General features: G+C 64.9%; 23 protein-coding genes. 13 read left to right on the top strand and 10 right to left on the bottom strand.

The features are described 5' to 3' along the window. Positions 1–40 precede the first annotated feature (40 nt). The 7 genes from E3T50_RS14295 to idi are packed head-to-tail and all read right to left on the bottom strand — an operon-like array spanning position 41 to position 5,710. Positions 41–940, bottom strand: a complete 900-nt coding sequence (locus tag E3T50_RS14295; RefSeq protein ID WP_134552795.1) for a prenyltransferase — start codon at positions 938–940, stop codon at positions 41–43. Further along, positions 933–1,253, bottom strand: a complete 321-nt coding sequence (locus E3T50_RS14290) for a lycopene cyclase domain-containing protein (RefSeq protein ID WP_134552793.1) — start codon at positions 1,251–1,253, stop codon at positions 933–935. Before E3T50_RS14290 ends, E3T50_RS14295 begins: the two co-directional genes overlap by 8 nt. Position 1,254: 1 nt before the next feature. Next, positions 1,255–1,572: a lycopene cyclase domain-containing protein gene (locus E3T50_RS14285; protein WP_134552791.1), complete on the bottom strand. Its 318-nt coding sequence runs from the start codon at positions 1,570–1,572 to the stop codon at positions 1,255–1,257. Further along, the gene (gene crtI, locus E3T50_RS14280; protein WP_134552789.1) at positions 1,569–3,203 is read right to left on the bottom strand and encodes a phytoene desaturase family protein; all 1,635 of its coding nucleotides are present in this window, start codon (positions 3,201–3,203) and stop codon (positions 1,569–1,571) included. Before crtI ends, E3T50_RS14285 begins: the two co-directional genes overlap by 4 nt. Then, on the bottom strand, positions 3,200–4,132 hold the full coding sequence (locus tag E3T50_RS14275; RefSeq protein ID WP_241990939.1) for a phytoene/squalene synthase family protein: 933 nt from the start codon (positions 4,130–4,132) through the stop codon (positions 3,200–3,202). The genes crtI and E3T50_RS14275 overlap by 4 nt, the downstream gene beginning before the upstream one ends. After that, positions 4,132–5,178: a polyprenyl synthetase family protein gene (locus tag E3T50_RS14270; RefSeq protein WP_134552788.1), complete on the bottom strand. Its 1,047-nt coding sequence runs from the start codon at positions 5,176–5,178 to the stop codon at positions 4,132–4,134. The genes E3T50_RS14275 and E3T50_RS14270 overlap by 1 nt, the downstream gene beginning before the upstream one ends. Beyond that, positions 5,171–5,710: an isopentenyl-diphosphate Delta-isomerase gene (idi, locus tag E3T50_RS14265; protein ID WP_134552786.1), complete on the bottom strand. Its 540-nt coding sequence runs from the start codon at positions 5,708–5,710 to the stop codon at positions 5,171–5,173. Before idi ends, E3T50_RS14270 begins: the two co-directional genes overlap by 8 nt. Before the next feature lie 233 nt (positions 5,711–5,943). On the opposite strand from idi, the gene E3T50_RS14260 reads away from it, so the two are divergent. From E3T50_RS14260 to E3T50_RS14230, 7 genes are all read left to right on the top strand, one after another. After that, on the top strand, positions 5,944–6,366 hold the full coding sequence (locus tag E3T50_RS14260; protein WP_166784314.1) for a MarR family winged helix-turn-helix transcriptional regulator: 423 nt from the start codon (positions 5,944–5,946) through the stop codon (positions 6,364–6,366). 75 nt (positions 6,367–6,441) lie between these two features. Next, positions 6,442–6,996 (top strand): adenine phosphoribosyltransferase, encoded by a 555-nt coding sequence (locus E3T50_RS14255; RefSeq protein ID WP_134463012.1) that lies wholly within the window; start codon positions 6,442–6,444, stop codon positions 6,994–6,996. Positions 6,997–7,041: 45 nt separating this feature from the next. Next, entirely contained in the window at positions 7,042–7,557 is a 516-nt protein-coding gene (locus E3T50_RS14250) for an NUDIX domain-containing protein (protein WP_134463010.1), read from the top strand. 43 nt (positions 7,558–7,600) lie between these two features. After that, positions 7,601–8,197, top strand: coding sequence for a CDP-alcohol phosphatidyltransferase family protein (locus E3T50_RS14245; protein ID WP_134553065.1), 597 nt, complete (start codon positions 7,601–7,603; stop codon positions 8,195–8,197). 187 nt (positions 8,198–8,384) lie between these two features. Beyond that, a complete protein-coding gene (locus E3T50_RS14240) occupies positions 8,385–8,819 on the top strand; it encodes an FHA domain-containing protein (RefSeq protein WP_134553063.1) in 435 nt (144 codons plus the stop codon). Between the two features lie 35 nt (positions 8,820–8,854). Continuing rightward, the gene (ftsR, locus tag E3T50_RS14235) at positions 8,855–9,553 is read left to right on the top strand and encodes a transcriptional regulator FtsR (protein WP_134463006.1); all 699 of its coding nucleotides are present in this window, start codon (positions 8,855–8,857) and stop codon (positions 9,551–9,553) included. A gap of 290 nt (positions 9,554–9,843) precedes the next feature. Beyond that, the gene (locus tag E3T50_RS14230) at positions 9,844–10,395 is read left to right on the top strand and encodes a MerR family transcriptional regulator (protein WP_134463005.1); all 552 of its coding nucleotides are present in this window, start codon (positions 9,844–9,846) and stop codon (positions 10,393–10,395) included. 58 nt (positions 10,396–10,453) lie between these two features. On the opposite strand, the gene E3T50_RS14225 is transcribed toward E3T50_RS14230, so the two are convergent. After that, complete coding sequence (locus tag E3T50_RS14225; RefSeq protein ID WP_134463003.1) at positions 10,454–11,266, bottom strand: ParA family protein; 813 nt, start codon at positions 11,264–11,266, stop codon at positions 10,454–10,456. A 78-nt stretch (positions 11,267–11,344) separates the two neighbouring features. Between E3T50_RS14225 and E3T50_RS14220 the strand changes: the two genes are divergently transcribed. The 3 genes from E3T50_RS14220 to def are packed head-to-tail and all read left to right on the top strand — an operon-like array spanning position 11,345 to position 16,665. Next, the gene (locus tag E3T50_RS14220; protein WP_134552782.1) at positions 11,345–14,749 is read left to right on the top strand and encodes a pyruvate carboxylase; all 3,405 of its coding nucleotides are present in this window, start codon (positions 11,345–11,347) and stop codon (positions 14,747–14,749) included. 35 nt (positions 14,750–14,784) lie between these two features. After that, positions 14,785–16,113 carry a MinD/ParA family ATP-binding protein gene (locus E3T50_RS14215; RefSeq protein ID WP_241990937.1) on the top strand — a complete coding sequence of 443 codons (1,329 nt, stop codon included), beginning with the start codon at positions 14,785–14,787 and terminating at the stop codon, positions 16,111–16,113. 60 nt (positions 16,114–16,173) lie between these two features. Further along, positions 16,174–16,665, top strand: coding sequence for a peptide deformylase (gene def, locus E3T50_RS14210; RefSeq protein WP_134552780.1), 492 nt, complete (start codon positions 16,174–16,176; stop codon positions 16,663–16,665). 58 nt (positions 16,666–16,723) lie between these two features. Here def and E3T50_RS14205 read toward each other — a convergent pair whose 3' ends face one another. Further along, positions 16,724–18,556, bottom strand: coding sequence for an AMP-dependent synthetase/ligase (locus E3T50_RS14205; RefSeq protein WP_134552778.1), 1,833 nt, complete (start codon positions 18,554–18,556; stop codon positions 16,724–16,726). A 173-nt stretch (positions 18,557–18,729) separates the two neighbouring features. Between E3T50_RS14205 and E3T50_RS14200 the strand changes: the two genes are divergently transcribed. The 3 genes from E3T50_RS14200 to E3T50_RS14190 all read left to right on the top strand — a co-directional run bounded on the left by E3T50_RS14200 (position 18,730) and on the right by E3T50_RS14190 (position 21,925). Beyond that, positions 18,730–19,674 carry an ROK family glucokinase gene (locus E3T50_RS14200; RefSeq protein WP_134552777.1) on the top strand — a complete coding sequence of 315 codons (945 nt, stop codon included), beginning with the start codon at positions 18,730–18,732 and terminating at the stop codon, positions 19,672–19,674. 92 nt (positions 19,675–19,766) lie between these two features. After that, complete coding sequence (locus E3T50_RS14195) at positions 19,767–20,456, top strand: lysophospholipid acyltransferase family protein (protein ID WP_134552775.1); 690 nt, start codon at positions 19,767–19,769, stop codon at positions 20,454–20,456. 98 nt (positions 20,457–20,554) lie between these two features. Next, positions 20,555–21,925, top strand: a complete 1,371-nt coding sequence (locus E3T50_RS14190) for a class II 3-deoxy-7-phosphoheptulonate synthase (protein WP_134552773.1) — start codon at positions 20,555–20,557, stop codon at positions 21,923–21,925. A 147-nt stretch (positions 21,926–22,072) separates the two neighbouring features. Here the strand turns inward: E3T50_RS14190 and pknB are convergent, their stop codons facing one another. Continuing rightward, positions 22,073–24,025 (bottom strand): Stk1 family PASTA domain-containing Ser/Thr kinase, encoded by a 1,953-nt coding sequence (gene pknB, locus E3T50_RS14185; protein ID WP_420898738.1) that lies wholly within the window; start codon positions 24,023–24,025, stop codon positions 22,073–22,075. Between the last annotated feature and the right edge of the window lie 111 nt (positions 24,026–24,136).

Genomic DNA, 24,136 nt, shown 5'->3' with positions numbered 1-24,136 from the left:
ACTCTAACGGCCTCACTCTGCCGGGCTGCGACCAGAACGTTCAGGCGCCCTGCCGCACCCAGATGATCAGCAGCAGGGTCGCGATGAAACCAGTGAAGAAGTTGAGCCAGAGAAAACGTTTCCAGCCCCGGTTGGCACTCTCCGACTGCTCATCGCCGACCGACCAGAACGGCAGCACTGCCAGAACGTACGGAACGGCCAGCACGGCGGCCAGCGGCCCAGGCCACGGCGTCGCCAGCATGAGCAAGCCCGCCAGAACCCAGAAGGTGATCGCGAGCCGCACGGTCGGCCAGGCACCGAGAGCCGTCGCGATCGACGCAATTCCGGACTGGCGATCGGGTTCGACGTCTTGCACCGCCCCGAAGGCATGGCTGGCCATGCCCCACAGAAAGAACGCCGCGAGCAGGGCGAGCAGCCCAAAGTTGATGGTGGCGCCGGCCACCACGAGTCCATAGACGGCCGGGCTGACGAAGTGGGCGCTCGAGGTGATCGAGTCCAGAATGGGCCGCTCCTTGAACCGCAGCCCGCGCACCGAATAGGCCACCACCGCAAACAGGCTCAGGGAGAGAACGATCCACGAAAGCGGATGCCGCGACCCCGCCAAAAAGACCATCGCCCCGCCCACAATCGCCGAGGAAAGAACCCCGGCGGCAATTACCGTTCGGTGCAGCGCGGGGTGCAGCAGTGCCCCCTCAGCGCCGCCCTTCCGCGGGTTGCGCAAATCGGACTCGTAATCGTAGACATCGTTGATGCCGTACATCAACAGGTTGTAGGGAATGAGAAAGAACAGCGTGCCCACGATCAACAGCGCATCGATGCGCCCGGTGGTCACCACGTACACGGCGGCGAAGGGAAACGCCGTGTTGATCCAGCTGAGCGGCCGCGACGACAGCACGACCTGCCGGGTCTTCCATCCTGCCGTGCCGAGCTGCTCAGTCATCCGTTCGTCCTAACCTGGCACCGCCCGAAAGCACCCACAGAGCCGGAAGTAGAATCGCCGCGGCGAGCGGGTAGGCAAAATCTTCGATCGGGGCCAGACCGATGAACAGCCCGGAAATGTGCGCCGGGTCGTAGCTGAACAGTCCAGCCCCAATCATCAGGTTATCGAACACGGCCGTCAGTAGCAGCGTCAGGCAAAGGGCAACGGCCACAGCAGCGACGAAACGGGCCGAAACCAATCGTCGCACCAGGGCCACGGCGGCCACGAGCAAGGCGGCGGCGAGAAAAGCCGCATTCAGCAGGAGATAGGTCATGTCAAACCCGCGGCTTGAGCACGCGTCGGGCGACCTGTACCAGGATCATGGTCAGGTAACAGAGAAAGGTGAGAAAGAAGACCTCCTCGAGCGGCAGTTCCGGCGTCAGCTGCACGCCGGTCATCAGCGCTGTCTCACCGCGGTAGAAGATGCCCAGGTCGATGCCGAGCAGGTCCCAAGCGAGAAAGAACAGCACCCCGATGCCGAGCACGAGGGCCGCCCGCCCCGGGGAACGCCAGAAGAACAGACGAAAGCGCCAGTCCAGCACCGCCATGCCCCCGAGTGAGAGCAGTAACATCAGCAGGTACAGAACGCTCACGACCGGCGTGGCGCAGACTTCACCGGTTTTTCGGTAACCCCGGGCAGATCGGTTGGGCCGGGGTGCCGCTTAGGTCGGGCCGGCAGCGGTTCCGCCAGCGGTCCCGTCGTGGTGTCGTGACGCAGCCGCTTGAGCAAAATCTCGGCGCTGATCAGGCACATCGGTAGCCCGATGCCGGGAATGGTGGTGCCGCCGGCGTAGTACAGGCCCGCAATCTTCTTGGACATATTCGATCCCCGCATGAAGGCGCTCTGCCGCAGGGTGTGCGCGGGGCCGAGGGCGCCGCCCTTCCACGAGTTGAGGTCGTCTGCGAAATCGGCCGGGCCGACCGTGCGCCGCACCGACACGCGTTCGGCGAGGTCGGGAATGTTGGCCCACTGGGCGACCTGCGCGATAGCGGCATCCGCTACCAGCTCGACCGTGGTCGAACCGGCACCATTGATGCCGCCGCCACCCAGGGTCACATCGGCCGGCACGGGCACCAGCACAAACAGGTTGCTGTCACCGGTCGGTGCCACCGACGGGTCGGTGGCACTCGGCATGCACACGTACAGGGACGCCGGGGATGGCACGGAGGTCTTCGTGCCGAAGATCTGACCGAAGTTCCTACCCCAATCTGTCGTGAAGAACAGCGAGTGGTGCGCCAGCTGGGGAAGTTGCCCGGTCACGCCGAGCATCACCAGCACGGCCCCGGGCCCCGACACGCGCTTGTTCCACCAGCGTTCGGGATAGGTCTGCAGCTTCGCGGGAACCAGTTCGGTTTCGGTGTGGTGCAGGTCGGCTGCCGACACCACCACGTCGGAATCGAGCTGCGTCGACCTGCCGTCGGCGTCGTCATACCGCACACCGGCAACGCGGTTCCGATCGGTGACGCGAATGGCCGTGACCCTCGCATCGGTGATGATGCGCACGCCTTCGGCCCGGGCGATCCCGGCGATGCTGTCGATCAGCGTGGCGAAACCGCCCTGCGGGTAGAGCACACCGTCGGCAAGGTCAAGATGGCTCATCAGGTGATACATCGACGGGGTCAGGTTTGGCGCCGACCCCAGAAATACGGCCGGGTACCCGAGGATTTGGCGCAGCCGCGGGTCGCGGACATACCCGGCAACGAATTTGTCGAGCGGTTGCAGCAGCAGACGAGCCAAGCGACCGAGGCGCCGCAGCACGTCAGGAACGAGAAGCGACCGGAATGATTCGAAACTCGAGTACAAGAACCGTTTCACGGCCATGTCATAGGTTGTGGCCGCAGAGTCCAGGTAGCGGTCGAGCGCGCGCCCGGCTCCCGGTTGCACACTGTCGAACAGACGGATATTCGCGGCTCGGTCAGCCCGAATATCCAGCGGGTCCGGGTCACCCTCAAAGAGCACCCGGTAACCGGGATCCAGTTTCACAAGGTCGAGCTGTGCGGCAGCGCTCGTGCCGAACAACCGGTAGAAATGCTCGAAGACCTCCGGCATGAGATACCAGGACGGCCCGGTGTCGAACCGATACCCCTCGGCGCTCCACAGGCCGGCCCGCCCACCGAGTTCGGAGCGGGATTCCAGGAGCGTCACGTCGTGGCCATCCCGGGCGAGCAGGGCGGCGCTGGCCAGACCGGCTATACCGCCGCCGATCACGATGGTGCGCGTCATCGCTTCCACGCGCCGGGACCGAGCGCCGAAGTCAGGGCGATCATGATTTTCTCTCCATCCGGCACCCGAACGCGGGAGCGCAATAACTGGTTGGCCGGGGTTGACCGGAGCCGCTGGGACAATCGTGCGAATAGTCCCTGCGCCGCGGCTACGGCGCGGCGGCAGCCGGGCGACAACAGCGGCAGTACGGCGCTGGCGATGCTCAGATCGGCGTCGATGTCGTCGAGGATCACGTTCTTCTGCCCATCGGTGAGGTTCAGCGGGTCGATCCCCGGGAAGTAGTTGCGACCGAGAATTTCGCGATCGCAGGACAGGTCGCGCAGAAAATTGATCTTTTGAAAAGCGGCACCGAGGTGTCGGGCACCGTCTTCGAGCAGTTCGAGTTCAGAGGCGGTGCGCGGTGACCAGTGCACGAAGCAGCGCAGGCACATGAGTCCGATTACCTCCGCGGAGCCGTAAATGTACTCGGCGACGCTGTCAGCGGTGAACGGTGCCGGGTCGAGGTCGCGGCGCATCGAGGCGAAGAACGGCGCGATCAGGCTGGAGTCGATGCCATACTGACGGGCCGTCACTGCGAAGGCATGCACCACGAGATTGGTACTGTACCCACGCACAATCGCCCGCTCAGTCTCCAGCTCGAGCTCGTCGAGCAGTTGCCGCTGCTCCTCGACCCCGACACCGGCTTCGGCGGCGGCCCCGTCGACGATCTCGTCGGCGATACGCACGAGGGCATAGATCGTGCGTACGGGTATGCGCACCCGGGCATCGAGCAGCCGGGCGGCAAGCCCGAACGAGGTGGAGTAATGGCCGATGACAATCGTCGAACTGGCCAGTGCCGTCTCCGCGTACTTGTTCAGATTGGCGCCAGCGCCCGTTTGAGCCGATGCAGCTCGCAGCGGGCCCATGAGCGGGCCCATGAGCGGGCCCATCAGCGGGACCGATTCACGGCGGAGTGCGCGAGCTCGGTGAGGCTCGCTCGCAGTTCCGCGGGAATGATCGCCGAGTCGAGCGCTTCGACCGCCGAACGGGAGTAGTCAGAGGCGAGCCTCTCGGCGGTCGCCTTCGCGCCGCACGCGCGCAGATGCTCCCTGGCCTGTTCGGCCTCTTCGTCGCTGAGGTCGACCTTGCCGAGGTAGGGCGCAATCAGCGACCAGCTCTCGGTCGTGCCGGCGTGGGCGATCAGGGCGGTCTGCTTGCCCTCGCGCAGATCGGCCGACACACTCTTGCCGGTTTCAACCGCATCGCCGAACACGCCGAGCAGGTCGTCCGTGAGCTGGAACGCCACGCCGACCAGGCGACCGTAGCGCCCGAGCAGGCCGATCGCCTCGGCCGACGCCCCGGCCAGTACGGCTCCGGCCTGCAACGGCCCTTCAAAGGAATACACGGCGGTTTTGTTCTCGAGGGTCGTGATCACCTCGGCCACGGTGAGTGGATGCCGCGCCGAGCTGTTGGTGACGTCGGCCAGCTCCCCTGCGGCCGAGACGAACACCGCACGGTCGAGCAGATCGAGCAGCCGCAGCCGAGTGTCCACGTCGGCCGGAAGTTTGGCCAGCGCACGATGCGCTTCGCTGAGGGCGAGATCGCCGGCGAGTATAGCCGCGGCGGCGGCCCAGACTTGGGCCTGATCGGAGTCGGTGCCGTGCGCCAGCGCGCGGTCGTTGAACCGGCCGGCAATGTTCGCCTGTCCGCGCCGGGCCAGGTCACGGTCGATGACGTCGTCGTGAATGAGAAACGCCGTGTGCAGCAATTCGAAACTCACGGCGACCGGTACCACGAGGGTCTGGTCACGCCCACCGAAACCGGCATAGGCCGCCAATACCAAGGCCGGGCGCACCCGTTTACCGCCGCTGCTGGCCTGCTCCAGAAAATCCCACAGGGCCACGTAATGCTCGCCATAGTCGCTCGCTCGCAAGCGGGCTGCGGCGAAAAACCGGGTCAGTTCCGTCGCGACACCGGCGGCAACCGTGTCAAGCACGGAAACTGTCCATCTGTTGCACCTGCAGGGTCATCCACGGGCTGAAGGCCCAGGGGGCGTCGGTGACCGCGCGGTACAGCGCCGCCGGGTGGGTCCAGGCATATTCGGCGACTTCGTCGGGATTCGGCGTTGGCTCCTGATCGGTCCTGGCCACGTAGACCGGACAGATTTCGTTCTCCACCGTGCCGCCGCTGTCGGTGGCGCGATACCGAAACGTCGGGAGCACGAGGTCGATATTGTCGATCCGCAGCCCGAGCTCATGGTGGGCGCGGCGGTCGATGGCCTGCGTGAACGGTTCAGCCGGCAGCGGATGTCCACAAAAGGAGTTGGTCCACACGCCCGGCCAGGCTTTCTTGGTCAGTGCTCGTCGAGTGACGAGCACTTCGCCGGCCGGATTGAAGACGTAACAGGAGAAAGCGAGGTGCAGCGCGGTGTTCACACCGTGCATGCTGTACTTCGGCGCGGTGCCGATGTGGCGCCCTTCCTCGTCGAGAAGAATGACGTGCTCATCAAGAGCGTTGGCGGTCTGCACGCGTTTCCCCTTCTCGGTTCACACTGATCAAGATAGTAATAATAACTAACCAGGTTAGCGACTGCTCACGTTACCATGGGTGTATGTCCCACGATGAGAGTAGACCCCCAGCGGAGGGAACGTACTGGTATGACGCTAAGAAAGTAGGCGTTTCTCCAGCAATCGAGGTTCTACAGGCCGTGCGGCGATTCCGGGTGGCCGATGCAGCCATGCGTCATCGTGCTCAAACCGAGATGAACGTGAACGAAACCGACATGACGGCCATTCGTCACCTCATCGCCTGCGAGCGCCTGCACCGGGTGGCCAGTCCGAAGGATCTCAGCGAATTCCTGAACATCTCGTCGGCGGCAACGGCAAAACTCCTGTCGAGGCTCTCGGCCTCCGGTCACATCCGCCGTGAGGTCAATCCTCACGACGGTCGGGCGCAACGGCTGTTCGCGACGCAGTCGTCGCACGAGCAGGTCCGACAGGTGCTGTCGGGCACGCACGAGCAGCTGATGCAGGTCGCCCTCGATCTCACGGCCGACCAGCAAGCAGCCATCGTGCAGTTTCTCGACGCGATGAGCGCGATCGCTGTCGGGCCGCGACCGGAGGTGTCCGCCGAACGGGCATCCACTGCGGCCGCACCGCTGCGGTCGCCGCAAGTGAAAGGGTGAGCTGGCTGGCAGCTCACCAGAGCGGCTTTTCCTGACGGCGCAACGCCCAACGCCGGAGCCGCTTAAGATGAATCAGTGACTCAACTTTCCTCGCCTCCCGCTGCGCCGTCATCGGCCGCCACCCACGTCGACGCCTTGCTGGCGTCCTACCCCGATTTTCCGCAGCCGGACATTCTCTTCCGCGATCTCAATCCCGTCTTCGCAGACGCCGTCGCCTTTCGCGCGATTATCGACGACCTCGCCGATCAGCACCGCGGACAATTCGATGCTGTCGCCGGAATCGAGGCACGTGGCTTTCTGCTGGCTGCCGCCGTCGGGTACGCGGCCAACGTGGCCGTCCTGGCCGTGCGCAAGGGCGGAAAGCTTCCCGGCACCGTGCTCACCGAGGAGTACGACCTCGAGTACGGTTCGGCCCGGCTCGAACTTGAAATCGGCCAACTTTCGGTCGGTACCCGCGTTCTTATTCTCGACGATGTACTCGCCACGGGTGGCACCATCGCGGCCACGAGCCGCTTGATCGAACGGGCCGGCTACATTCTCACGGGCGTCGGCGTCGTGCTCGAGCTGACCGACCTGCACGGTCGTGAACGTCTGGGCACCACACCGGTGCACGCGATCAGGTCGATCTAGGTCGCATAAATTCGTTTTCACACCTCGGTCAGGCATGCTTAGAGCATGACTGACAGTTCCGGTGCTGACGTGTTCGGGGATGGTGCGCGGGGTGTCCCGCGCTCGGCCGGTGAACGCGACAGCGGCGATGCGTGGGTGCATGCTCCAGACGGCCGCAAGTACTGGGGCCGCTTCGGTGCGGCCGGACTGCTCGTGCACCACCGACGCCTTGGCGTGTTACTGCAGCACCGCGCACTGTGGAGCCATTTCGGTGACACCTGGGGCCTTCCCGGCGGTGCCCGGCACGAGAACGAAACCGCGATCGAGGCCGCCCTGCGCGAAGCACGGGAGGAGGCCGGCGTGCCCGCCGACCTGATGCAGCTCAAATTCACCTCCCTCGTCGACCTGGGATTCTGGTCGTACACCACCGTCGTCATGGAGGCGACACAAGAATTCGAACCCGTCATCAGCGACCAGGAGAGCATCGCCCTGCGCTGGGTGGCCGCTGATGCCGTTGACCGGCTCGCACTCCATCCCGGTTTTGCCGCGAGCTGGCCCGCGCTGCGCGGGCGGCTCGGCTGAGCCACTCGATAGACTCAAAGCTGTGACAGGGGCAGCGAACGGCATGGTCAGCGATCGCGTGCTGACCCTGCCCAACGTGCTCAGCTTTCTGCGCCTATTACTGGTGCCGGTTTTTCTCGTGCTGCTCGCCCAGGGAGAGGATGCCTGGGCGCTCGTCGTGCTCAGCATTTCCAGTATCACCGACTGGCTCGACGGATTTCTGGCCCGTCGGTGGAACCAGATCACCCGGCTCGGCCAGCTGCTGGATCCGGCCGCCGATCGCCTCTACATCTTTGCCGCGCTGATCGGGCTCGCCTGGCGGGACCTCGTGCCCTGGTGGATTGTGTTGGTCGTGGTGGGGCGCGACATTTTTCTGCTGGCACTGGGTATCATCCTCGCGAACTTCGGTTTCGGTCCGCTTCCGGTGCACCATTTGGGCAAGGTGGCCACTTTCTGCCTGTTCTACGCCCTGCCGATGATCATGCTCGGTCAGGCTTTTCCGCAACTGGAGTGGTGGTCGCAGCCGGTGGGGTGGGCCTTTGGAATTTGGGGCGCTTTCCTGTATTGGTGGGCTGGCATCATCTATGCCATTGAAACCATGCGAGTGATTCGACTTCCGAGGGTCTTCGAGGATGCATCTTCCGATACGCTGGGACGATAGGAGGTGCACGGTGGTCGGTCTAGTCGGAGATAACTCTTCCGAGAGCCGTAACGTGCCCGTGCCCGCAGATCAGCCCGAGAACCAGACGACAGGCGAAACAATGCCCAGCAAGGCCTCCACCCCCGTACCGTCCAGCTCCGATCCGTCCAACAGTGTGACGCCTGACGAAGCCACGAAGGTGCACGACATGCTCAGCACTGACACGACGATGAACTTCAGCCAGGAGTTCGCCGCCCAGATCGCCGCTATCGATTCCAACGTGACGGCAGAAGAGCAGGCGTCCATTGTGGCTTTGCCGTCTGGCTCGGCCCTCATGGTCGTTCGCCGAGGACCCAATGCCGGGGCCCGGTTTCTGCTCGACGCCGATCTCACGAGCGTCGGCCGCCACCCTAATGCCGACATCTTTCTCGATGACGTCACCGTGTCGCGCCGTCACGCCGAATTCCTGCGCCGTGGCACCTCCTTCACGGTCAAAGATCTCGGTTCGCTGAACGGCACATACTTCGATGGTGAGCGCACCGAAACCGCTGATCTGACGGACGGCGCCGAGGTACAGGTTGGCAAGTTCCGCCTCACGTTCTACGCCTCGCGCCTCGACCTCGCGCGCGCGCCGAGCGAGTAGTGGCGGCACACTCCGCCCAGGCTCGCTCCGCGTCTGTGTCCGCGTCGGCGGCGAAAAGGCAATCCTCGGGAGCAGCGCCGCTTTTGAGTATCGGCCAGGTCCTGGCACGCCTCACCCCGGAATTCACCGACTTGACGCCGTCGAAGCTGCGCTTTCTCGAAGAGCAGGGCCTGGTCTCCCCGGCCCGCACCGACTCCGGCTATCGCAAGTTCTGCACCAGCGACGTCGATCGTCTGCGACTGATTCTCTCGATGCAGCGCGATCACTACCTGCCGTTGAAAGTCATCCGTTCGTATCTCGACGATCTCGATGCCGGATTGTCCCCGGTTCTGCCGGGCGGAACCACCCCCGGGCCGTCGATGCTCGGCACGGTGCGCCGCCTCAGCCGCGACGACTTATTGCGCGAGGCCGGTGCCTCCGCCACGCTGCTGCACGACGCCGTCTCCGCATCGATCATCCTGCCAGCTGACTACTACGGCGACAGCGTGCTGCACGTGCTGCGTGCCCTGGTGGAGCTGCAACGCAGCGGCATCGAGCCGCGACACCTGCGGGGGTTCCGCGGAGCCGCCGAACGAGAACTCGGACTGATTGAAAGCGCCCTCGTGCCACTCGCTCGTCGAAAAGACGCGTCCAGCCGGGCGAAGGCGGCCGAAATGGCCGTCGAAATCGCTGGACAACTCGAGGTCATTCGCGGCAGCCTGATTCGGTCTGCACTGGGCCGACTGACCAAGTAGGTCGTAGACTGACTCAAGCGCAAAGCAACGCGGGTCGTGGGTCAGGCCGTCTGATTTTCAAGGGCGCTGGCAGCGGCGGTACCGACACGCCGAACCGGTCGTACGAATGTCAGGGCTGCACGCGTTCCACCTCGGTACCGTAGGGATAGCGATGCACCGCAGCACGTCTTCGCATCACCAAAATCAACCGCAGTAACTCACGTGCAGCAGTTCCGCACCACAGTGAATGACAGCCCGCCGCATCGCAGCTGTCAGCCACCGCACGACGTAACCCCCGAGAGGCAATTCATATGAGTGAGCTCAAGGCCGACGCTGACGCTTCGCGTTACTCGTTAGGACTGCTGTTCACCGATGGCATGCCCGAGCTCGATGAAAACTCCGGCTACCGCGGCGCTGTCGCCGCGCGTGCGGCTGGCATCAGCTACCGACAGCTGGACTACTGGGCCCGTACCGGCCTGGTGGAACCTACCGTGCGTGGCGCGGCGGGATCCGGCTCACAACGCCTCTACGGCTTTCGTGACATTCTTGTACTCAAACTCGTCAAACGCCTACTCGACACCGGAATCTCGCTGCAACAGATTCGCACGGCGGTCAACCAGCTGCGCGAATCGGGCATCAGCGACCTCGCCCAGACCACTCTCATGAGCGATGGTGCGAGCGTCTACCTATGCACCTCGAACGATGAAGTCATCGACCTGGTCAGCCGCGGCCAGGGCGTCTTCGGCATTGCCGTTGGCAAGGTGCTGCGCGAGGTTGAAACCAGCCTGGTCGAACTCGACCTGCAGGCGATCGACGCCACAGACGAACTCGCCGCGCGCCGCACCACCCGCAAAATCTCTTAGAACCCGCGAGCGCACGATCCTCCGGCAGGTCGTGTCGACGCGCATGCCGTCGAACGACTTACTGCGCGGGAACCTCGGCGTATTCGCCGATCCGCGCCGTGCGCAGCACACGGTCGAGGATCTGATCGAAGAATCCGGCCATTTCGAGAGCACTGTCGCCGGGCCAGATATGAAGCGGCTTGGCCGCTCCCTGTGCCTGCTGCAGCGAGGTGCGCTCGGGCAGCTGCGGGCTGAGCACGAGGGGACCGAACATGTCCCGCAATTCTTTGATGCGGAACTGGTGTTCGAGCGAAGCGGAGCGGGCACGGTTCACGATGATGCCGAGCGGCTGAAGACGGGGGCTCAGGCCACGACGAATTTCTTCGATTGCGCGCAGGGCGCGGTCGGCAGCAGCGACCGAGAACAGGCCGGGCTCGGTCACGACCGCGACCCGGTCGCTCGCGGCCCACGCCGTGCGCGTCAGGGCGTTGAGGGAGGGTGCACAATCGATGAGAACGAGTTCATAGTCCTTCTCGATCGTCGAGAGCGCTTCTTCGAGTTTCCAGATATCACGGATGCTGGGGTGCGGCCCATCAAAATTGATCGCCGACGGGCTGCCGATCATGACGTCGATGGTGCCGGGACGGTTGCGGGTCCATCCGCTCGGGGCGATCGCCGCGCGAACCGTCTTTTCTTTGGGCGAACCGAGGACATCGGCAACGTTGAGATGACCGGCGACCTGGATATCCATGCCGGTGGACACATCGGACTGCGGATCGAGATCCACGACGAGTGTTCGCACGCCACGGGCGAAGGCAGCGGAAGCGAGACCAAGGGTCACAGTGGTCTTGCCGACACCACCCTTGAGGGAACTTACGCTGAGTACGTGCATGAGTAGCAACGTTACCTTCACTAGTGTTAGAGAACCTAACCGTTAGCTGTGCGCGGCGTACGCCCTCGAAAGGCTTGCATGTTTGAAAAAATCCTTGTTGCCAACCGCGGCGAGATCGCAATCCGTGCCATGCGCGCGGCGTACGAGCTCGGAGCCAAGACCGTGGCGGTGTTTCCGTTCGAGGATCGCAATTCACTGCACCGCCTGAAGGCGGATGAGGCGTACCAGATCGGTGAGGTCGGGCATCCGGTTCGGGCCTATCTCGACGTGAGTGAAATCATCCGGGTTGCCAAGGAATGTGGCGCCGACGCCATCTACCCCGGCTACGGCTTTCTGTCGGAGAACCCGGAACTAGCCGATGCAGCCGCAGCAGCCGGCATCACGTTCATCGGCCCGGGCGCTGACGTGCTTGAAATGGCCGGTAACAAGGTCACCGCAAAGGAACACGCCATCGCGGCCGGTGTACCGGTTCTCAAGTCGACACAACCGTCGACCGATGTCGAGCTGTTGATCAGCCAGGCCGATGAGATCGGCTTTCCCATCTTCGCCAAGGCCGTCGCTGGCGGCGGCGGCCGCGGCATGCGCCGAGTGGCGAAGAAGAGCGAGCTGCGCGGGGCGCTCGAAGAGGCCATGCGTGAGGCCACCAGTGCCTTCGGTGACCCGACGATGTTCCTGGAGGCGGCGGTGCTGCGCCCCCGACACATCGAGGTGCAGATCCTGGCGGACGCTTCCGGCGAGACCGTGCACCTGTTCGAGCGCGACTGCTCGGTTCAGCGTCGGCACCAGAAGGTGATTGAAATCGCCCCGGCGCCGAACCTCAGTGATGAAATTCGGGTGCAGCTGTACGCTGACGCCATCAAGTTCGCCCGGTCGATCGGCTATGTCAACGCCGGCACCGTCGAGTTCCTGCTCGACACCGTCGGTGAACGCGCCGGGCAGCACGTGTTCATCGAGATGAACCCCCGCATCCAGGTGGAGCACACCGTAACCGAAGAGGTCACCGATGTCGACCTCGTGCAGGCGCAGATTCGCATCGCTGCGGGGGAGACCCTCGAAGAGATCGGCCTGACCCAGGGCAAGATCCGGCTGCGCGGCGCAGCCCTGCAGTGCCGCATCACGACCGAAGACCCCGCGGCCGGGTTTCGCCCCGACACCGGCAAGATCACCACCTATCGCTCACCTGGCGGCGCCGGCATCCGCTTGGATGGTGGAACCGTCAACACGGGCGCGCAGATCAGCCCACACTTCGACTCGATGCTCGCCAAACTCACCTGCCGAGGCCGCGACTATGCGGCCGCTGTCGTCCGGTCCAAGCGCGCGCTGGCCGAGTTCCGCATCCGCGGCGTCTCCACCAACATTTCGTTCCTGCAGGCCGTGCTCGACGATCCGGATTTCGCGGCCGGCGACCTCAGTACCTCGTTCATCGACGAGCGCCCGGAACTGCTGCGCGGGCGCGAGTCGAAGGACCGCGGCACCAAGATTCTCAACTGGCTCGCCGAGGTCACCGTCAACCAGCCCAACGGCGCGCCGCCGACCACGGTGCACCCGCGTGACAAGCTGCCACAGCTCGACATCACCCAGCCAGCCCCCGACGGTTCGCGACAGAAGCTGCAACTGCTCGGCCCTGCCAAGTTCGCCGCCTCCTTACGTGCCCAGACCGCGCTGGCCGTGACCGACACGACATTTAGGGACGCCCACCAGTCGCTGCTGGCAACCCGGGTGCGCACCAAGGACCTCGTCGCCGTGGCGCCCTATGTCGCCCGGCTGACGCCGCAGCTGCTCTCGGTGGAAGCCTGGGGCGGCGCCACCTACGACGTGGCGCTGCGTTTTCTCGGCGAAGACCCCTGGGATCGCCTGGCGGCGCTGCGCGAAGCCCTGCCGAACATCAACCTGCAGATGCTGCTGCGCGGCCGCAACACCGTCGGCTACACCCCGTACCCGACCGAGGTCACCGACGCCTTCGTGCGCGAGGCGACCAACACCGGCGTGGACATCTTTCGCATCTTCGACGCCCTCAATGACGTGTCGCAGATGCGTCCAGCCATCGACGCGGTGCTGAATACCGGCACTGCCCTGGCGGAGGTCGCCGTCTGTTACACCGGCGACTTGCTCGACCCGGCCGAGAATCTCTACACCCTCGACTACTACCTGCGCCTTGCCGACCAGATCGTTGAAAGCGGCGCGCACGTGATCGGCATCAAGGACATGGCCGGGCTGCTTCGGCCGAGTGCAGCCGAGAAGCTCGTGGCCGCGTTCCGCGAACGCTTCGACCTGCCCGTGCACGTGCACACCCACGACACCCCGGGCGGCCAACTCGCCACGCTGCTCGCCGCGGCGCGCGCCGGTGCTGACGCCGTCGATGTGGCTTCGGCTCCGATGGCCGGTACGACCAGCCAACCGTCGGCATCCTCCCTCGTCGCCGCACTGGCACACACCGAGCGGGACACCGGCATTTCGCTCAAGGCCACGACCGACCTCGAGCCGTACTGGGGGGCCGTGCGCACCCTGTACACCCCGTTCGAATCGGGGCTGTCCGCACCGACCGGCCGGGTGTACTCGCACGAGATTCCAGGTGGGCAGCTCTCGAACTTGCGCACCCAGGCCGTCGCGCTTGGGCTTGCCGACCACTTCGAACTGATCGAAGACATGTATACCGCCGCGAATTCCATCCTCGGCCGGGTTCCCAAGGTCACGCCCTCGTCGAAGGTGGTCGGCGACCTCGCCCTCTACCTCGCCGCGGTGAAGGCCGACCCCGCCGACTTCGAGCAGAACCCGGGCAACTATGACGTGCCAGACTCGGTCATCGGGTTCATGGCCGGCGAGCTCGGCGACCTGCCCGGCGGCTGGCCTGAGCCGTTTCGTACCAAGGTGCTCGCGGGACGCAACATACGCGTCGGCGTCACCGAGATCACCGCGGGGGAGCGCGCCGCGCTTGGCGCTACCAGCGTCGAACGTCGTGCCATGCTCAACCAGCTGCTGTTCCCGGCGCCGACCCGCCAGTTTGAACAGGTCAAGGAGACCTACGGCGATCTGTCGGTCATTGACACCGTCGACTACCTCTACGGCCTGCAGCACGGCCAGGAACATGCCGTCGAAATCGCCAAGGGCGTGCGGCTCTACGTGGGCCTCGAAGCCATCGGAGAAGCCGACGACAAGGGTATGCGTACCGTCATGACCATTCTCAATGGCCAGCTGCGCCCGGTATTCGTGCGCGACACGAGCATCACCGTGCAGACCAAAATCGCCGAGAAAGCGGATGCCAACCAGCCCGGCCAGATTGCGGCCCCGTTTTCCGGTGTGGTCACCCTGCAGGTCGAAGAGGGCGCCCAGGTCGAAGCAGGCCAGAGCGTCGCGTCGATTGAAGCCATGAAAATGGAAGCCGCCATCACTGCACCTATCGCGGGAACCATCGAACGGGTGGCGATCCCGCTCACCCAGCAGGTTGATGCCGGCGATCTGCTCGTGGTGGTGTGTCCACGCTAAGATGAGGGCCGTTATCGACCAGTTGAGGATGCACCGTGCCAGACAAACGTACTGACGAGCAGAGCGTGCCCGCGCGCCCCGTGTCTGCCGCCGCCCAGCGGGACCACGACGAGTACCACAGCGAGCTGCCGCCGCACACGATCGACAATCTTGCGGCGGCTCTGCCCGAGAGCCTGAGCGTGCCGATCGAGGTCACAGCAATGCCCCGCCGCGCGGTTGTTGCGCCCGGTCGTTCAACCAACGGCGCAGTCACCCCGATGACCAGGGGCGTGTCGAGCCCCGCGACCCACACCGTCGAAATCAGCACGCCCGCCCCGACCCGGGCGGCCGGCGCGAGTTCCGCCATCGAATCGCTGTCGAGAACGGATACCGCTTCCTCCGTTCGGCGCGACCGTACCCGCTCCGAAAACACCAACACCCCCGAGTCGGCGGCCATGCTGACCTCCGATCGCCTGCTCGCGGTCAACCGCAAGACCCGCAAAGCGCCGCAGGGCACCTGGCCCGAATTCGTCTACGCGCTCACCCTGCACCTGGTCAACCTAGGCGACTCTGCCAAGGTGCAGGCGCACAAAGAGATGGACGAGCGCATCCGCCGCCAGTTCGAGGGCGGCACCCGGTTCGTGCCGATCCTCACCCGCAAGGGCGGCGTCGGCAAGACCACCGTCACGACGTTGCTCGGCATGGCCCTGGCCGATGCCCGCGAGGACCGCATCATCGCCATCGATGCCAACCCTGACCGAGGCACCCTCTCCGAACGCGTCAGCAAGCAGACCCGCTCGACCGTTCGGGACGTCGTGACCAAAGCGGCGTCGATCGGCAACTTCACCGACTTCTCCACCCTGGTGTCGCGCGACGAAACCCGCCTGGACATTCTCGCGTCCGACACCGACCCGCTGCTCTCCGAAGCCTTCGACGAGAATGACTACAACGTCGTTGCCGACCTCGCCGCCCGGTACTACTCGATCGCGCTCACCGACTGCGGCACCGGCATCGTGCACTCGGTCATGCGGGCCACCCTGCAGCGCGCTGACTCCATCGTGATCGTCTCCGGCGGCAGTGTCGACGAGGCCCGGTTGGCGTCGGAAACGCTGACCTGGCTTGAAGCGAATGGCTACGGCGAGCTGGTGCGCAACGCGATCGTCGCGCTCAACACCGCAACCCAGGGCACGAACTTGGTGCGGCTCGAAGAGATCGAGTCGCACTTTCGTTCCCGGGTGCGCGAAATCGTGCGCATTCCCTACGACCCGCAGCTGGCCGCAGGGAGCGTCGTGTCGTACAAGGACCTCAAGCCGATCACTCGGCTGGCTGCGCGCACGCTCGCCGAGCTCGTAGTCGAGGGGCTGCCCGCCGACCGCAACCTGTAGCGGGCTGCTCGCCCTCCACTCGTTCGCCGCTCACCATTCGTCCTACCGAGGAGTCTCCCCGTGCCCGAACGTCAGATCCGTCTCTTCGGAGATCCGGTACTGAAGACTGCCTCCGACCCCATCACGGGGATCGACGACCGTGTGCGAGGTCTGGTGCAGGATCTCGTCGACAGCGTGCGCCTGCCCGGTCGGGCCGGTGTCGCTGCCTCGCAGATCGGCGTCAATCTGCGCGCGTTCAGTTACAACGTCGACGGAGACATCGGGTATATTCTCAACCCCACCATCGTTGAACTATCCGGCGAGCCCGACCTCGTCGACGAGGGCTGTCTGTCGGTTCCCGGCCTCTGGTACCCGACGAAGCGGTATCCCTTCGCGCGAGTCTCCGGCATCGACCTCGACGGGAACACGGTCGAGCTCTCCGGTACCGGCATCATGGCCCAGGCCTTGCAGCACGAAACCGATCACCTCGACGGTTTTCTCTACATCGACCGCCTCGACAAAGAAAACCGTCGCGCCGCAATGAAGGAAATCCGCGAGTCCACCTGGTTCTAATCGAGCCTGACGCGCTGCGTTCCCGGCCACCGTGCGGACAGCCGGGAACGCGGCAAGATCACTCGCGCAGCGAAATGCCCTCAGTGGCCGGCGCGTTGACGTACATCGCCTCGATCTCACCGGCGAAGTCCCGCAGGATGATGTTGCGCTTGATGCTCATCTTCGGTGTCAGGTGCCCGCTGTCCTCGGTGAGCTCAATCGGCAGCAGTGAGAACTTCCGAATCGACTCCGCTCGCGACACACCCTCATTGGCATGGTCGACAGCGCGCTGGATTTCCGCCAGCACGGCCTTATTGACGGATGCCTGCGCGAGCGTCATGCCGGCATCCTCCTGGTTGTTGTTCAGCCAGACCGGCAGCATGTCGGGGTCGAGGGTGATGAGCGCGCCGATGAACGGCTTCTGGTCGCCGACCACGACGACCTGGCCCACCAACGGGTTCGCGCGAATGGGGTCTTCCAACGCGGCCGGGGCCACGTTCTTGCCACCGGCCGTTACGATGATCTCTTTCTTGCGCCCGGTGATGGTGAGAAAGCCCTCGGCGTCAAAGTCACCGATGTCGCCGGTCTTCAACCAGCCGTCGTCAAACGCATCGGTAGTAGCCTGGGGGTTGTTCCAGTACTCCTTGAAGACGTTGACCCCCTTGACCTCGATCTCACCGTCGTCCATGACGCGCACCGAGACGCCGGGCAGCGGCGGTCCGACCGTGCCGATCTTGGCCCGCGTGGCCAAGCCCACATTGGCGGGAGCGGTCGTTTCGGTCAGACCGTAGCCCTCGAGAATGACAATGCCGAGACTGTTGAAGAAGTGTCCGAGGTGGGCGCCGAGCGGAGCGGAACCCGAGACCGCCCACACGACCTTGCCGCCCATGGCGGCCCGCAACTTGCTGTAGACGAGCTTGTCAAACAGTGCGAACTTGATCTTCATACCGAGGGGAATCGATGTTCCCGCCTGCACGAGCTTGGAATGTTCGACCGCCACATGCGCGGCGGTGTCAAAGATTTTGCCTTTGCCCCCGGCGATGGCCTTCTGCTGGGCCGAGTTGTAGACCTTTTCGAACACCCGCGGTACCGCGAGCAGGAAAGTCGGTTGGAAGCTGCCCAGCGCCGCCAGGAGGGTCTTGGTGTCGGCCTGGTGGCCGACGCGCACGCCCGCGTGCACGCAGAGCACCGAGATGAAACGAGCGAAGACATGGGCGGTGGTGATGAACAACAGCGTCGAAGCACCCTCGGGGTGAACCAGTACTTCCTTGAGCGCGACCGCGGCATTGCGGCTGGTCTCGAGGAAATTCGCGTGGGTGAGCACGCAGCCCTTGGGTTTGCCGGTCGAACCGGAGGTGTAGATCAGGGTGGCAATGTCGTTGCCGACGGCCAGGTTGCGGCGGCGATCGATTTCAGCATCCGTCACGTCAGCGCCCCCGGCGACGAGCTTGTCCAAATCGCCCAGATCGATCTGCCAGACCGACCGGATATTGCCAAGTTCCGGGTACACCTCGTCGAACCGTGCGAAATGGTCAGCGGTCTCGACGATGACTGCCATGGCGCCCGAGTCGCTGAGGTTCCACTGCACCTGGCTGGGCGAGCTGGTCTCGTAGACGGGCACCAGGATTGCTCCGGCGAACCAGACCGCGAAGTCGATCAGGGTCCACTCATAGCGGGTCTTGCAGATGAGCCCGATCTTGTCGCCGGGCTGGATGCCGGCGGCGACGAGGCCCTTGGCCAGCGCCACGACCTGCGCATGGAACTCCCGGGTGGTGACGGGCAGCCAGCGACCATCCCGGGGAAGTGAGAACAGCACGAGTTCTGGAGACGCGGCGAGACGGTTCATCAGCAGGTCGGTGATGTTGGCGCCAGGATCGGCGGGAACGACGGCGGGCATGTCAATCTGTTTCACGGCAACTCCTTCGGTACCGGCTGAACGTGCCAACTGCGCACTCGCCGGGAATCCAGCGGTGAGCGGGTGTTTCGTCCAGCGGCAAACTGGTTAACTACACTCTAGAGGGTGACCTGCCCAGCCGTTCGGCTGAGAGGCGCCGCTCCCCACATGCCCCGAAAGAAAGGTGCCCCGTGCACGCCATTGGTATCGATATTGGGGGCACCAAGATTGCCGGGGCGCTCGTCGACGAGGCGGGCACCATCATCCGCTCGGATCGACAGCCGACCACCCCCGGCAACCCGCGCGAAATCGAGGACACGGTCGTCGCGATGATTCAGGGCCTCAGTGCGGGCGAAGACGTCGTCGCGGCGGGAGTCGCCGCTGCCGGCTTCATCGATGCCGACCAGTCGACTGTCTATTACGCACCGAACATCAGTTGGCGCAATGAGCCGTTCCGCGACAAGCTCGAGGCTCGGCTGCACCTGCCGATCATCATCGAGAACGATGCCAACGCCGCCGGGTGGGCCGAATTTCGTTTCGGCGCCGGCCGTGCGTATTCCGACATGGTCACCCTCACCATCGGTACCGGTGTCGGCGGGGCCATCGTCACCAACAACGCTCTGTTCCGCGGCGGATTCGGCGCGGGCGCCGAATTGGGCCACCTGCGGGTCGTGCCCGATGGGCTTCCGTGCGGCTGCGGTGCTCACGGCTGCCTGGAGCAGTACGGTTCCGGTCGGGCACTGCTGCGCATCGCCAACGAATTTGCGGATGCCGGCGGCGTGGGGCTGGGCCTGGCCGCCACCCGCGAACGGCGCGGCAAACTCACCGGCAAAGACGTCGGTCGACTGATTCAAGACGGGGACGGCGGCGCCCTTGCGGCCCTGCGCCAGCTCGGCGGCGCTCTCGGCCAGGCCTGTGCGAGCCTCGGTGCCGTCCTCGACCCGCAGGTGTTCGTGTTCGGCGGGGGAGTGGCCGCCGCCGGTGACCTGCTGCTCGAGCCGATTCGCGCTGCGTACCTCGACCATCTGCCCGCCCGCGGCTACCACCCGGAGGCGGAGTTCGCCATCGCCCAGCTGGTCAACGACGCGGGTGTCGTCGGTGCGGCCGACCTCGCCCGGCTGCACGCGGTGCGCTGACCGGCAGAAGGCGGATGTGCGCGGCCTGCGCGCGGCATCCGCTCAACTCGTGTCAGCGGACTAAGCTTTCAGAGCCGGATAAAGGAGTGCGCATGTTCTATTGGATCATGAAGAACATCGTCATCGGCCCGCTGCTGCTCTCGCTCTTTCGCCCTTGGATCATCGGGCTGGAGAACATACCCAAGACCGGCCCGGTCATTCTTGCCAGCAATCACCTGTCATTCATCGACTCGGTTTTTCTGCCACTCGTCGTGCCGCGCCGCGTGGCTTTTCTCGCCAAGAGCGACTATTTCACCGGCAAGGGTCTCAAAGGCTGGGCGACGCGCCAGTTTCTCACCGCGGCCGGGCAGCTGCCCATCGACCGATCGGGCGGCAAAGCCTCGGAGGATTCGCTCAACACCGGATTGCGGGTTCTCGGCGAGGGGCGCATCCTCGGTATCTATCCGGAGGGCACCCGCAGCCCCGACGCCCGCCTGTATCGCGGCCGCACCGGTGTGGCCCGCATGGTGTTGGAATCGGGCGTGACGGTCATTCCGGTGGCGATGATCGACACCGAGAAAGCCATGCCGACCGGCACACGGATTCCGCGGGTGCGTCGCATCGGCATTGTCATCGGTAAACCACTGGACTTCACCCGGTTCGAGGGGATGGAGGGCGACCGATTCGTTCTACGCAGTGTCACCGATGAGCTCATGTATGAGTTACAGCGACTCAGCACGCAGGAGTACGTCGACGTCTACGCCTCCTCGGTCAAGGAGAAGCGGGCCAGCCTTTCGCGATAGGCTGCCTGAAGTGCTGTCTGCGCATTGCGCGTGACACATCTCATCCATTTCGGATCGGTGCGAGTTGCCGGTCCAGTACAGAAAACAGGAACCATCCCGTGGTAGACCCCACCGAGCCCATCGTTGCCGCAGAAGCCTCTGTCATCACGGGTCTCGACCACTGGCGCACCCTGCCGATCAAGCAGCAGCCGACTTGGCCCGATGCGGCCAAGGTGGCGGCCGCATCCGCTGAGCTGGCGACGCAGCCGCCGCTGGTCTTCGCCGGTGAGGTCGACATTCTGCGCGACCGGCTCGCTCAGGCCGCTGGCGGGCAGGGTTTTCTGCTGCAGGGGGGCGACTGCGCCGAGACGTTCAGCGGCGCCACGGCCGATCAGATTCGCAATCGAGTCAAGACCGTGCTGCAGATGGCCGTCGTGCTCACCTACGGTGCGTCGATGCCGGTGATCAAGATGGGGCGCATGGCCGGCCAGTTCGCCAAGCCCCGCTCGAGCGACTTCGAGACCCGCGGCGATGTCACGCTTCCGGCGTACCGCGGCGATATCGTCAACGGCTACCCGTTCACGCCCGAGTCGCGCGAGGCCGACCCGGACCGGCTCGTCAAGGCCTACCACACGTCGGCATCGACCCTCAATCTGATTCGTGCGTTCACGCAGGGTGGCTTCGCCGACCTGCGCCAGGTGCACAGCTGGAATCAGGGCTTCGCCGCCAACCCGGCCAACCAGCAGTACGAGAAGGTGGCCAAGGAGATTGATCGCGCGATCAAATTCATGATCGCCTGCGGCGCGGACTTCGAGGCGATGCGCCGAACGGAGTTCTACACCAGCCACGAGGGCCTGCTGATGGACTACGAGCGCCCGATGACCCGCATCGACTCCCGCACCGGAACGCCGTACAACACCTCGGCACACTTCATCTGGATCGGGGAACGCACTCGTGACCTCGATGGCGCTCACGTGGACTTCCTGTCGCGGGTGCGCAACCCGATCGGCGTCAAGCTCGGCCCGACAACGTCGGCCGATGACATGCTGCGCCTCGTCGACAAGCTCGACCCGAACCGCGAACCGGGCCGCCTGACCTTCATCACCCGCATGGGTGCCGGCAAGGTGCGGGATGCCCTGCCGCCGCTGCTCGAGGCCATCAAGGCCAGCGAAGCGACGCCGCTGTGGGTGACCGACCCGATGCACGGCAACGGCGTCACCACACCGACCGGCTACAAGACGCGTCGTTTCGATGACGTCGTCGACGAGGTCAAGGGCTTCTTCGAGGCGCACCGCGCGGTGGGGACGCACCCTGGCGGAATCCACGTTGAACTCACCGGCGATGACGTTACCGAATGCCTCGGCGGTTCCGAGCACATCGACGAGGCCGCCCTGGCGACCCGCTACGAGTCGCTGTGCGACCCGCGTCTGAACCACATGCAGTCCCTCGAGCTCGCCTTCCTGGTAGCCGAGGAGCTCGCGGCTCGTTAGCCCGCGGAGGCCGTCCGCTCGTTCCTGTGGCGGCCTCTAGGTTTCGACCGGCGGAATGTCTTGGCGGCCTCTGGCCGCGTCTTCCTCTCGCGCCACGGCTGATCGACCCGTCGAGATCGGCGGGTGAGCAGCGGGAGAGAGAACTGACTAGGCGAAGGGATTCGTCGGCTTGATCGTGATGGTGCTGCCCTTGGTGGCGGAGGTGCCAGCGACGGGATCCGTCGATGCGACGCTGAGGAGGGCGGCGATGGCGTCTGCGCCGGGGTTGTAGCTCAGTTTGAAGCCGAGCGCGGTCAAGGCCTTCTTGCCGTCACTCCAGGACATGCCGATGACATTGGGCACGGTGACCGGCTCGGGACCGCGGGAAATGACGAGGGTGAGCGTGGCGCCCTCGCGTACGGTGCCCTCAGGTACCCGAGCGGTGATGACGTCGCCCTCATCGACCGTGTCACTGAAGGTCTGCTCGCCGGAGACCACGAGAAGGTTCTTGCCGACCAGGATGTCGGTGGCTGCAGCCACGGTCTTGCCATCGACGTTGGGAATGACCCCGAGTGACACGACGAGGTTCACGGTCAGGCCCTCGAAGTATTCGCCGCCCGCCGAGACGTCGGCGCCGTCGGATTCCTTGCTTGCCGAGAGGACGGTGCCTTCCGGCACCTCGCCGTTAAAGACCGGGTCGATACTGCCGACCACGGCGTTCAGTTCGGTGATGGCAGCGGATGCGTCCGCCTGCGTCGCCCCGGCCAATTTAGGCAGCGTGATGGGCTGGAGGCCCTGGGAGACGATGACCCTGACGGTGCTGTCCTGGGGTACGCGGCTGCCCGCATTCGGATCGGTACCGATGACGAGACCCTCGGCGATGGTGGCACTGAAGGCGCCGCTCGGTTCGGGTGTGAGACCGAGTTCGGTCAGCTCAGACGAGGCGGCTTCGGGGGAGGCCGACACGAAGTCGGGCACCATGACGTCGGATCCCGGGCCGGATCCGAAGTACCAGCCGGTTCCGCCGAGGGCGACGGCAATGACGATGACAAGGGCGAACAGCCAAAAGCCGCGACGCTTGCGCTTGTCGGCTTTCTTGGTCAATAGATCGCCACTGTCGGGCGGGCCTATCGGGCCGGTGCCGACCGGGTGCATACCCAGCAGTGTCGCGGCGGGAGGTTTGGTGGGAGCGAGTCTGGCGCCGAGTACCTGCGTTTCGGCGTCTGCTAGTGCTTTGGCGTCGGTGCGCAGGTTGGCGGGCAATACCATCGTCTGCTGCAGAGCCAGTTCTTCGGTACCGCCGCGCACGAGTGCGCTCACGTCGTGCAGCTGGTCGAGCATGGCCCGGGCGTCACGAGGACGGTCCTCGGGGTCACGGGCGGTGGCCCAGAGTACGAGTTCGTCGAGTTCGCGGGGAACGGAGACGACCTTGCTGCTCGGCATCGGCACGGTGTCGTTGGCGTGCTGGTAGGCGATCTGCATCGGAGCTTCGCCTACATAGGGCTGCTCGCCGGTGAGCATTTCGAAAGCCATGATGCCGAGTGCATAGATGTCGCTGCGCGCATCGGCGATACCGCGGGTGACGAGTTCGGGGGAGAGATAGGCGATGGTGCCGAGCAGGGCTTGGCCGGTCGCCGTATTGTTGTTGACCGCGCGCGCCAGACCGAAGTCGCTGATCTTGATGCGGCCGTCGTCGGCAAGCAGCACGTTCTCTGGCTTGACGTCGCGGTGCACGATGCCCGCCTTGTGGGCGGCCGCGAGCCCGCTGAGCACGGCTTCGAGAATATCGAGGGTTTGCTCAGCTGTGAGTCGGCCGTAATCCTTGAGCAGGTCACGCAGGGTGATGCCGGGTAGATATTCCATGACGAGATAGGCCATGTCGGCGTCCTGGCCCTGGTCGAACACGTTCACAACGTTGGGGTGAGCCAGTCGGGCTGCCGATCTGGCCTCCTGGATAAACCGGATCTTGAACGCGCTGTCGTCGGCGAGATGGCCGTGCATGATCTTGATCGCAACCCGGCGTTCGAGGCGCAAGTCGGTGGCGAGGTAGACCGTGGCCATGCCGCCGCGCGCGATGCGCGAGCGCACTTGATACCGGCCGTCGATAAGACGGCCGATCATCGGGTCGGTCGAGGGAACGCTCACTCCTTGATTCTACGGAATTCGGTGGCGGCACCGGCACGCGGCGCGCACAGGGCGCCATCCTGATCGGTGACCCCGTGGCCCGGCCGC

Source organism: Cryobacterium gelidum (genome assembly GCF_004403985.1).
Taxonomy (GTDB): Bacteria; Actinomycetota; Actinomycetes; order Actinomycetales; family Microbacteriaceae; genus Cryobacterium; species Cryobacterium gelidum.
Note: the sequence above shows the minus strand (reverse complement) of the source record. Positions and strands in the feature narration are given on the sequence as shown.

Bases quoted from the DNA above. Each gene is read 5' to 3' on its own strand.
- E3T50_RS14295 (WP_134552795.1), bottom strand. From the start codon at position 940: ATGACTGAGCAGCTCGGCACGGCAGGATGGAAGACCCGGCAGGTCGTG.
- E3T50_RS14290 (WP_134552793.1), bottom strand. From the start codon at position 1,253: ATGACCTATCTCCTGCTGAATGCGGCTTTTCTCGCCGCCGCCTTGCTC.
- crtI (WP_134552789.1), bottom strand. From the start codon at position 3,203: ATGACGCGCACCATCGTGATCGGCGGCGGTATAGCCGGTCTGGCCAGC.
- E3T50_RS14275 (WP_241990939.1), bottom strand. From the start codon at position 4,132: ATGGGCCCGCTCATGGGCCCGCTCATGGGCCCGCTGCGAGCTGCATCG.
- E3T50_RS14260 (WP_166784314.1), top strand. From the start codon at position 5,944: ATGAACGTGAACGAAACCGACATGACGGCCATTCGTCACCTCATCGCC.
- E3T50_RS14250 (WP_134463010.1), top strand. From the start codon at position 7,042: ATGACTGACAGTTCCGGTGCTGACGTGTTCGGGGATGGTGCGCGGGGT.
- E3T50_RS14245 (WP_134553065.1), top strand. From the start codon at position 7,601: ATGGTCAGCGATCGCGTGCTGACCCTGCCCAACGTGCTCAGCTTTCTG.
- E3T50_RS14240 (WP_134553063.1), top strand. From the start codon at position 8,385: ATGCTCAGCACTGACACGACGATGAACTTCAGCCAGGAGTTCGCCGCC.
- E3T50_RS14230 (WP_134463005.1), top strand. From the start codon at position 9,844: ATGAGTGAGCTCAAGGCCGACGCTGACGCTTCGCGTTACTCGTTAGGA.
- E3T50_RS14225 (WP_134463003.1), bottom strand. From the start codon at position 11,266: ATGCACGTACTCAGCGTAAGTTCCCTCAAGGGTGGTGTCGGCAAGACC.
- E3T50_RS14220 (WP_134552782.1), top strand. From the start codon at position 11,345: ATGTTTGAAAAAATCCTTGTTGCCAACCGCGGCGAGATCGCAATCCGT.
- E3T50_RS14195 (WP_134552775.1), top strand. From the start codon at position 19,767: ATGTTCTATTGGATCATGAAGAACATCGTCATCGGCCCGCTGCTGCTC.
- pknB (WP_420898738.1), bottom strand. From the start codon at position 24,025: ATGATCGGCCGTCTTATCGACGGCCGGTATCAAGTGCGCTCGCGCATC.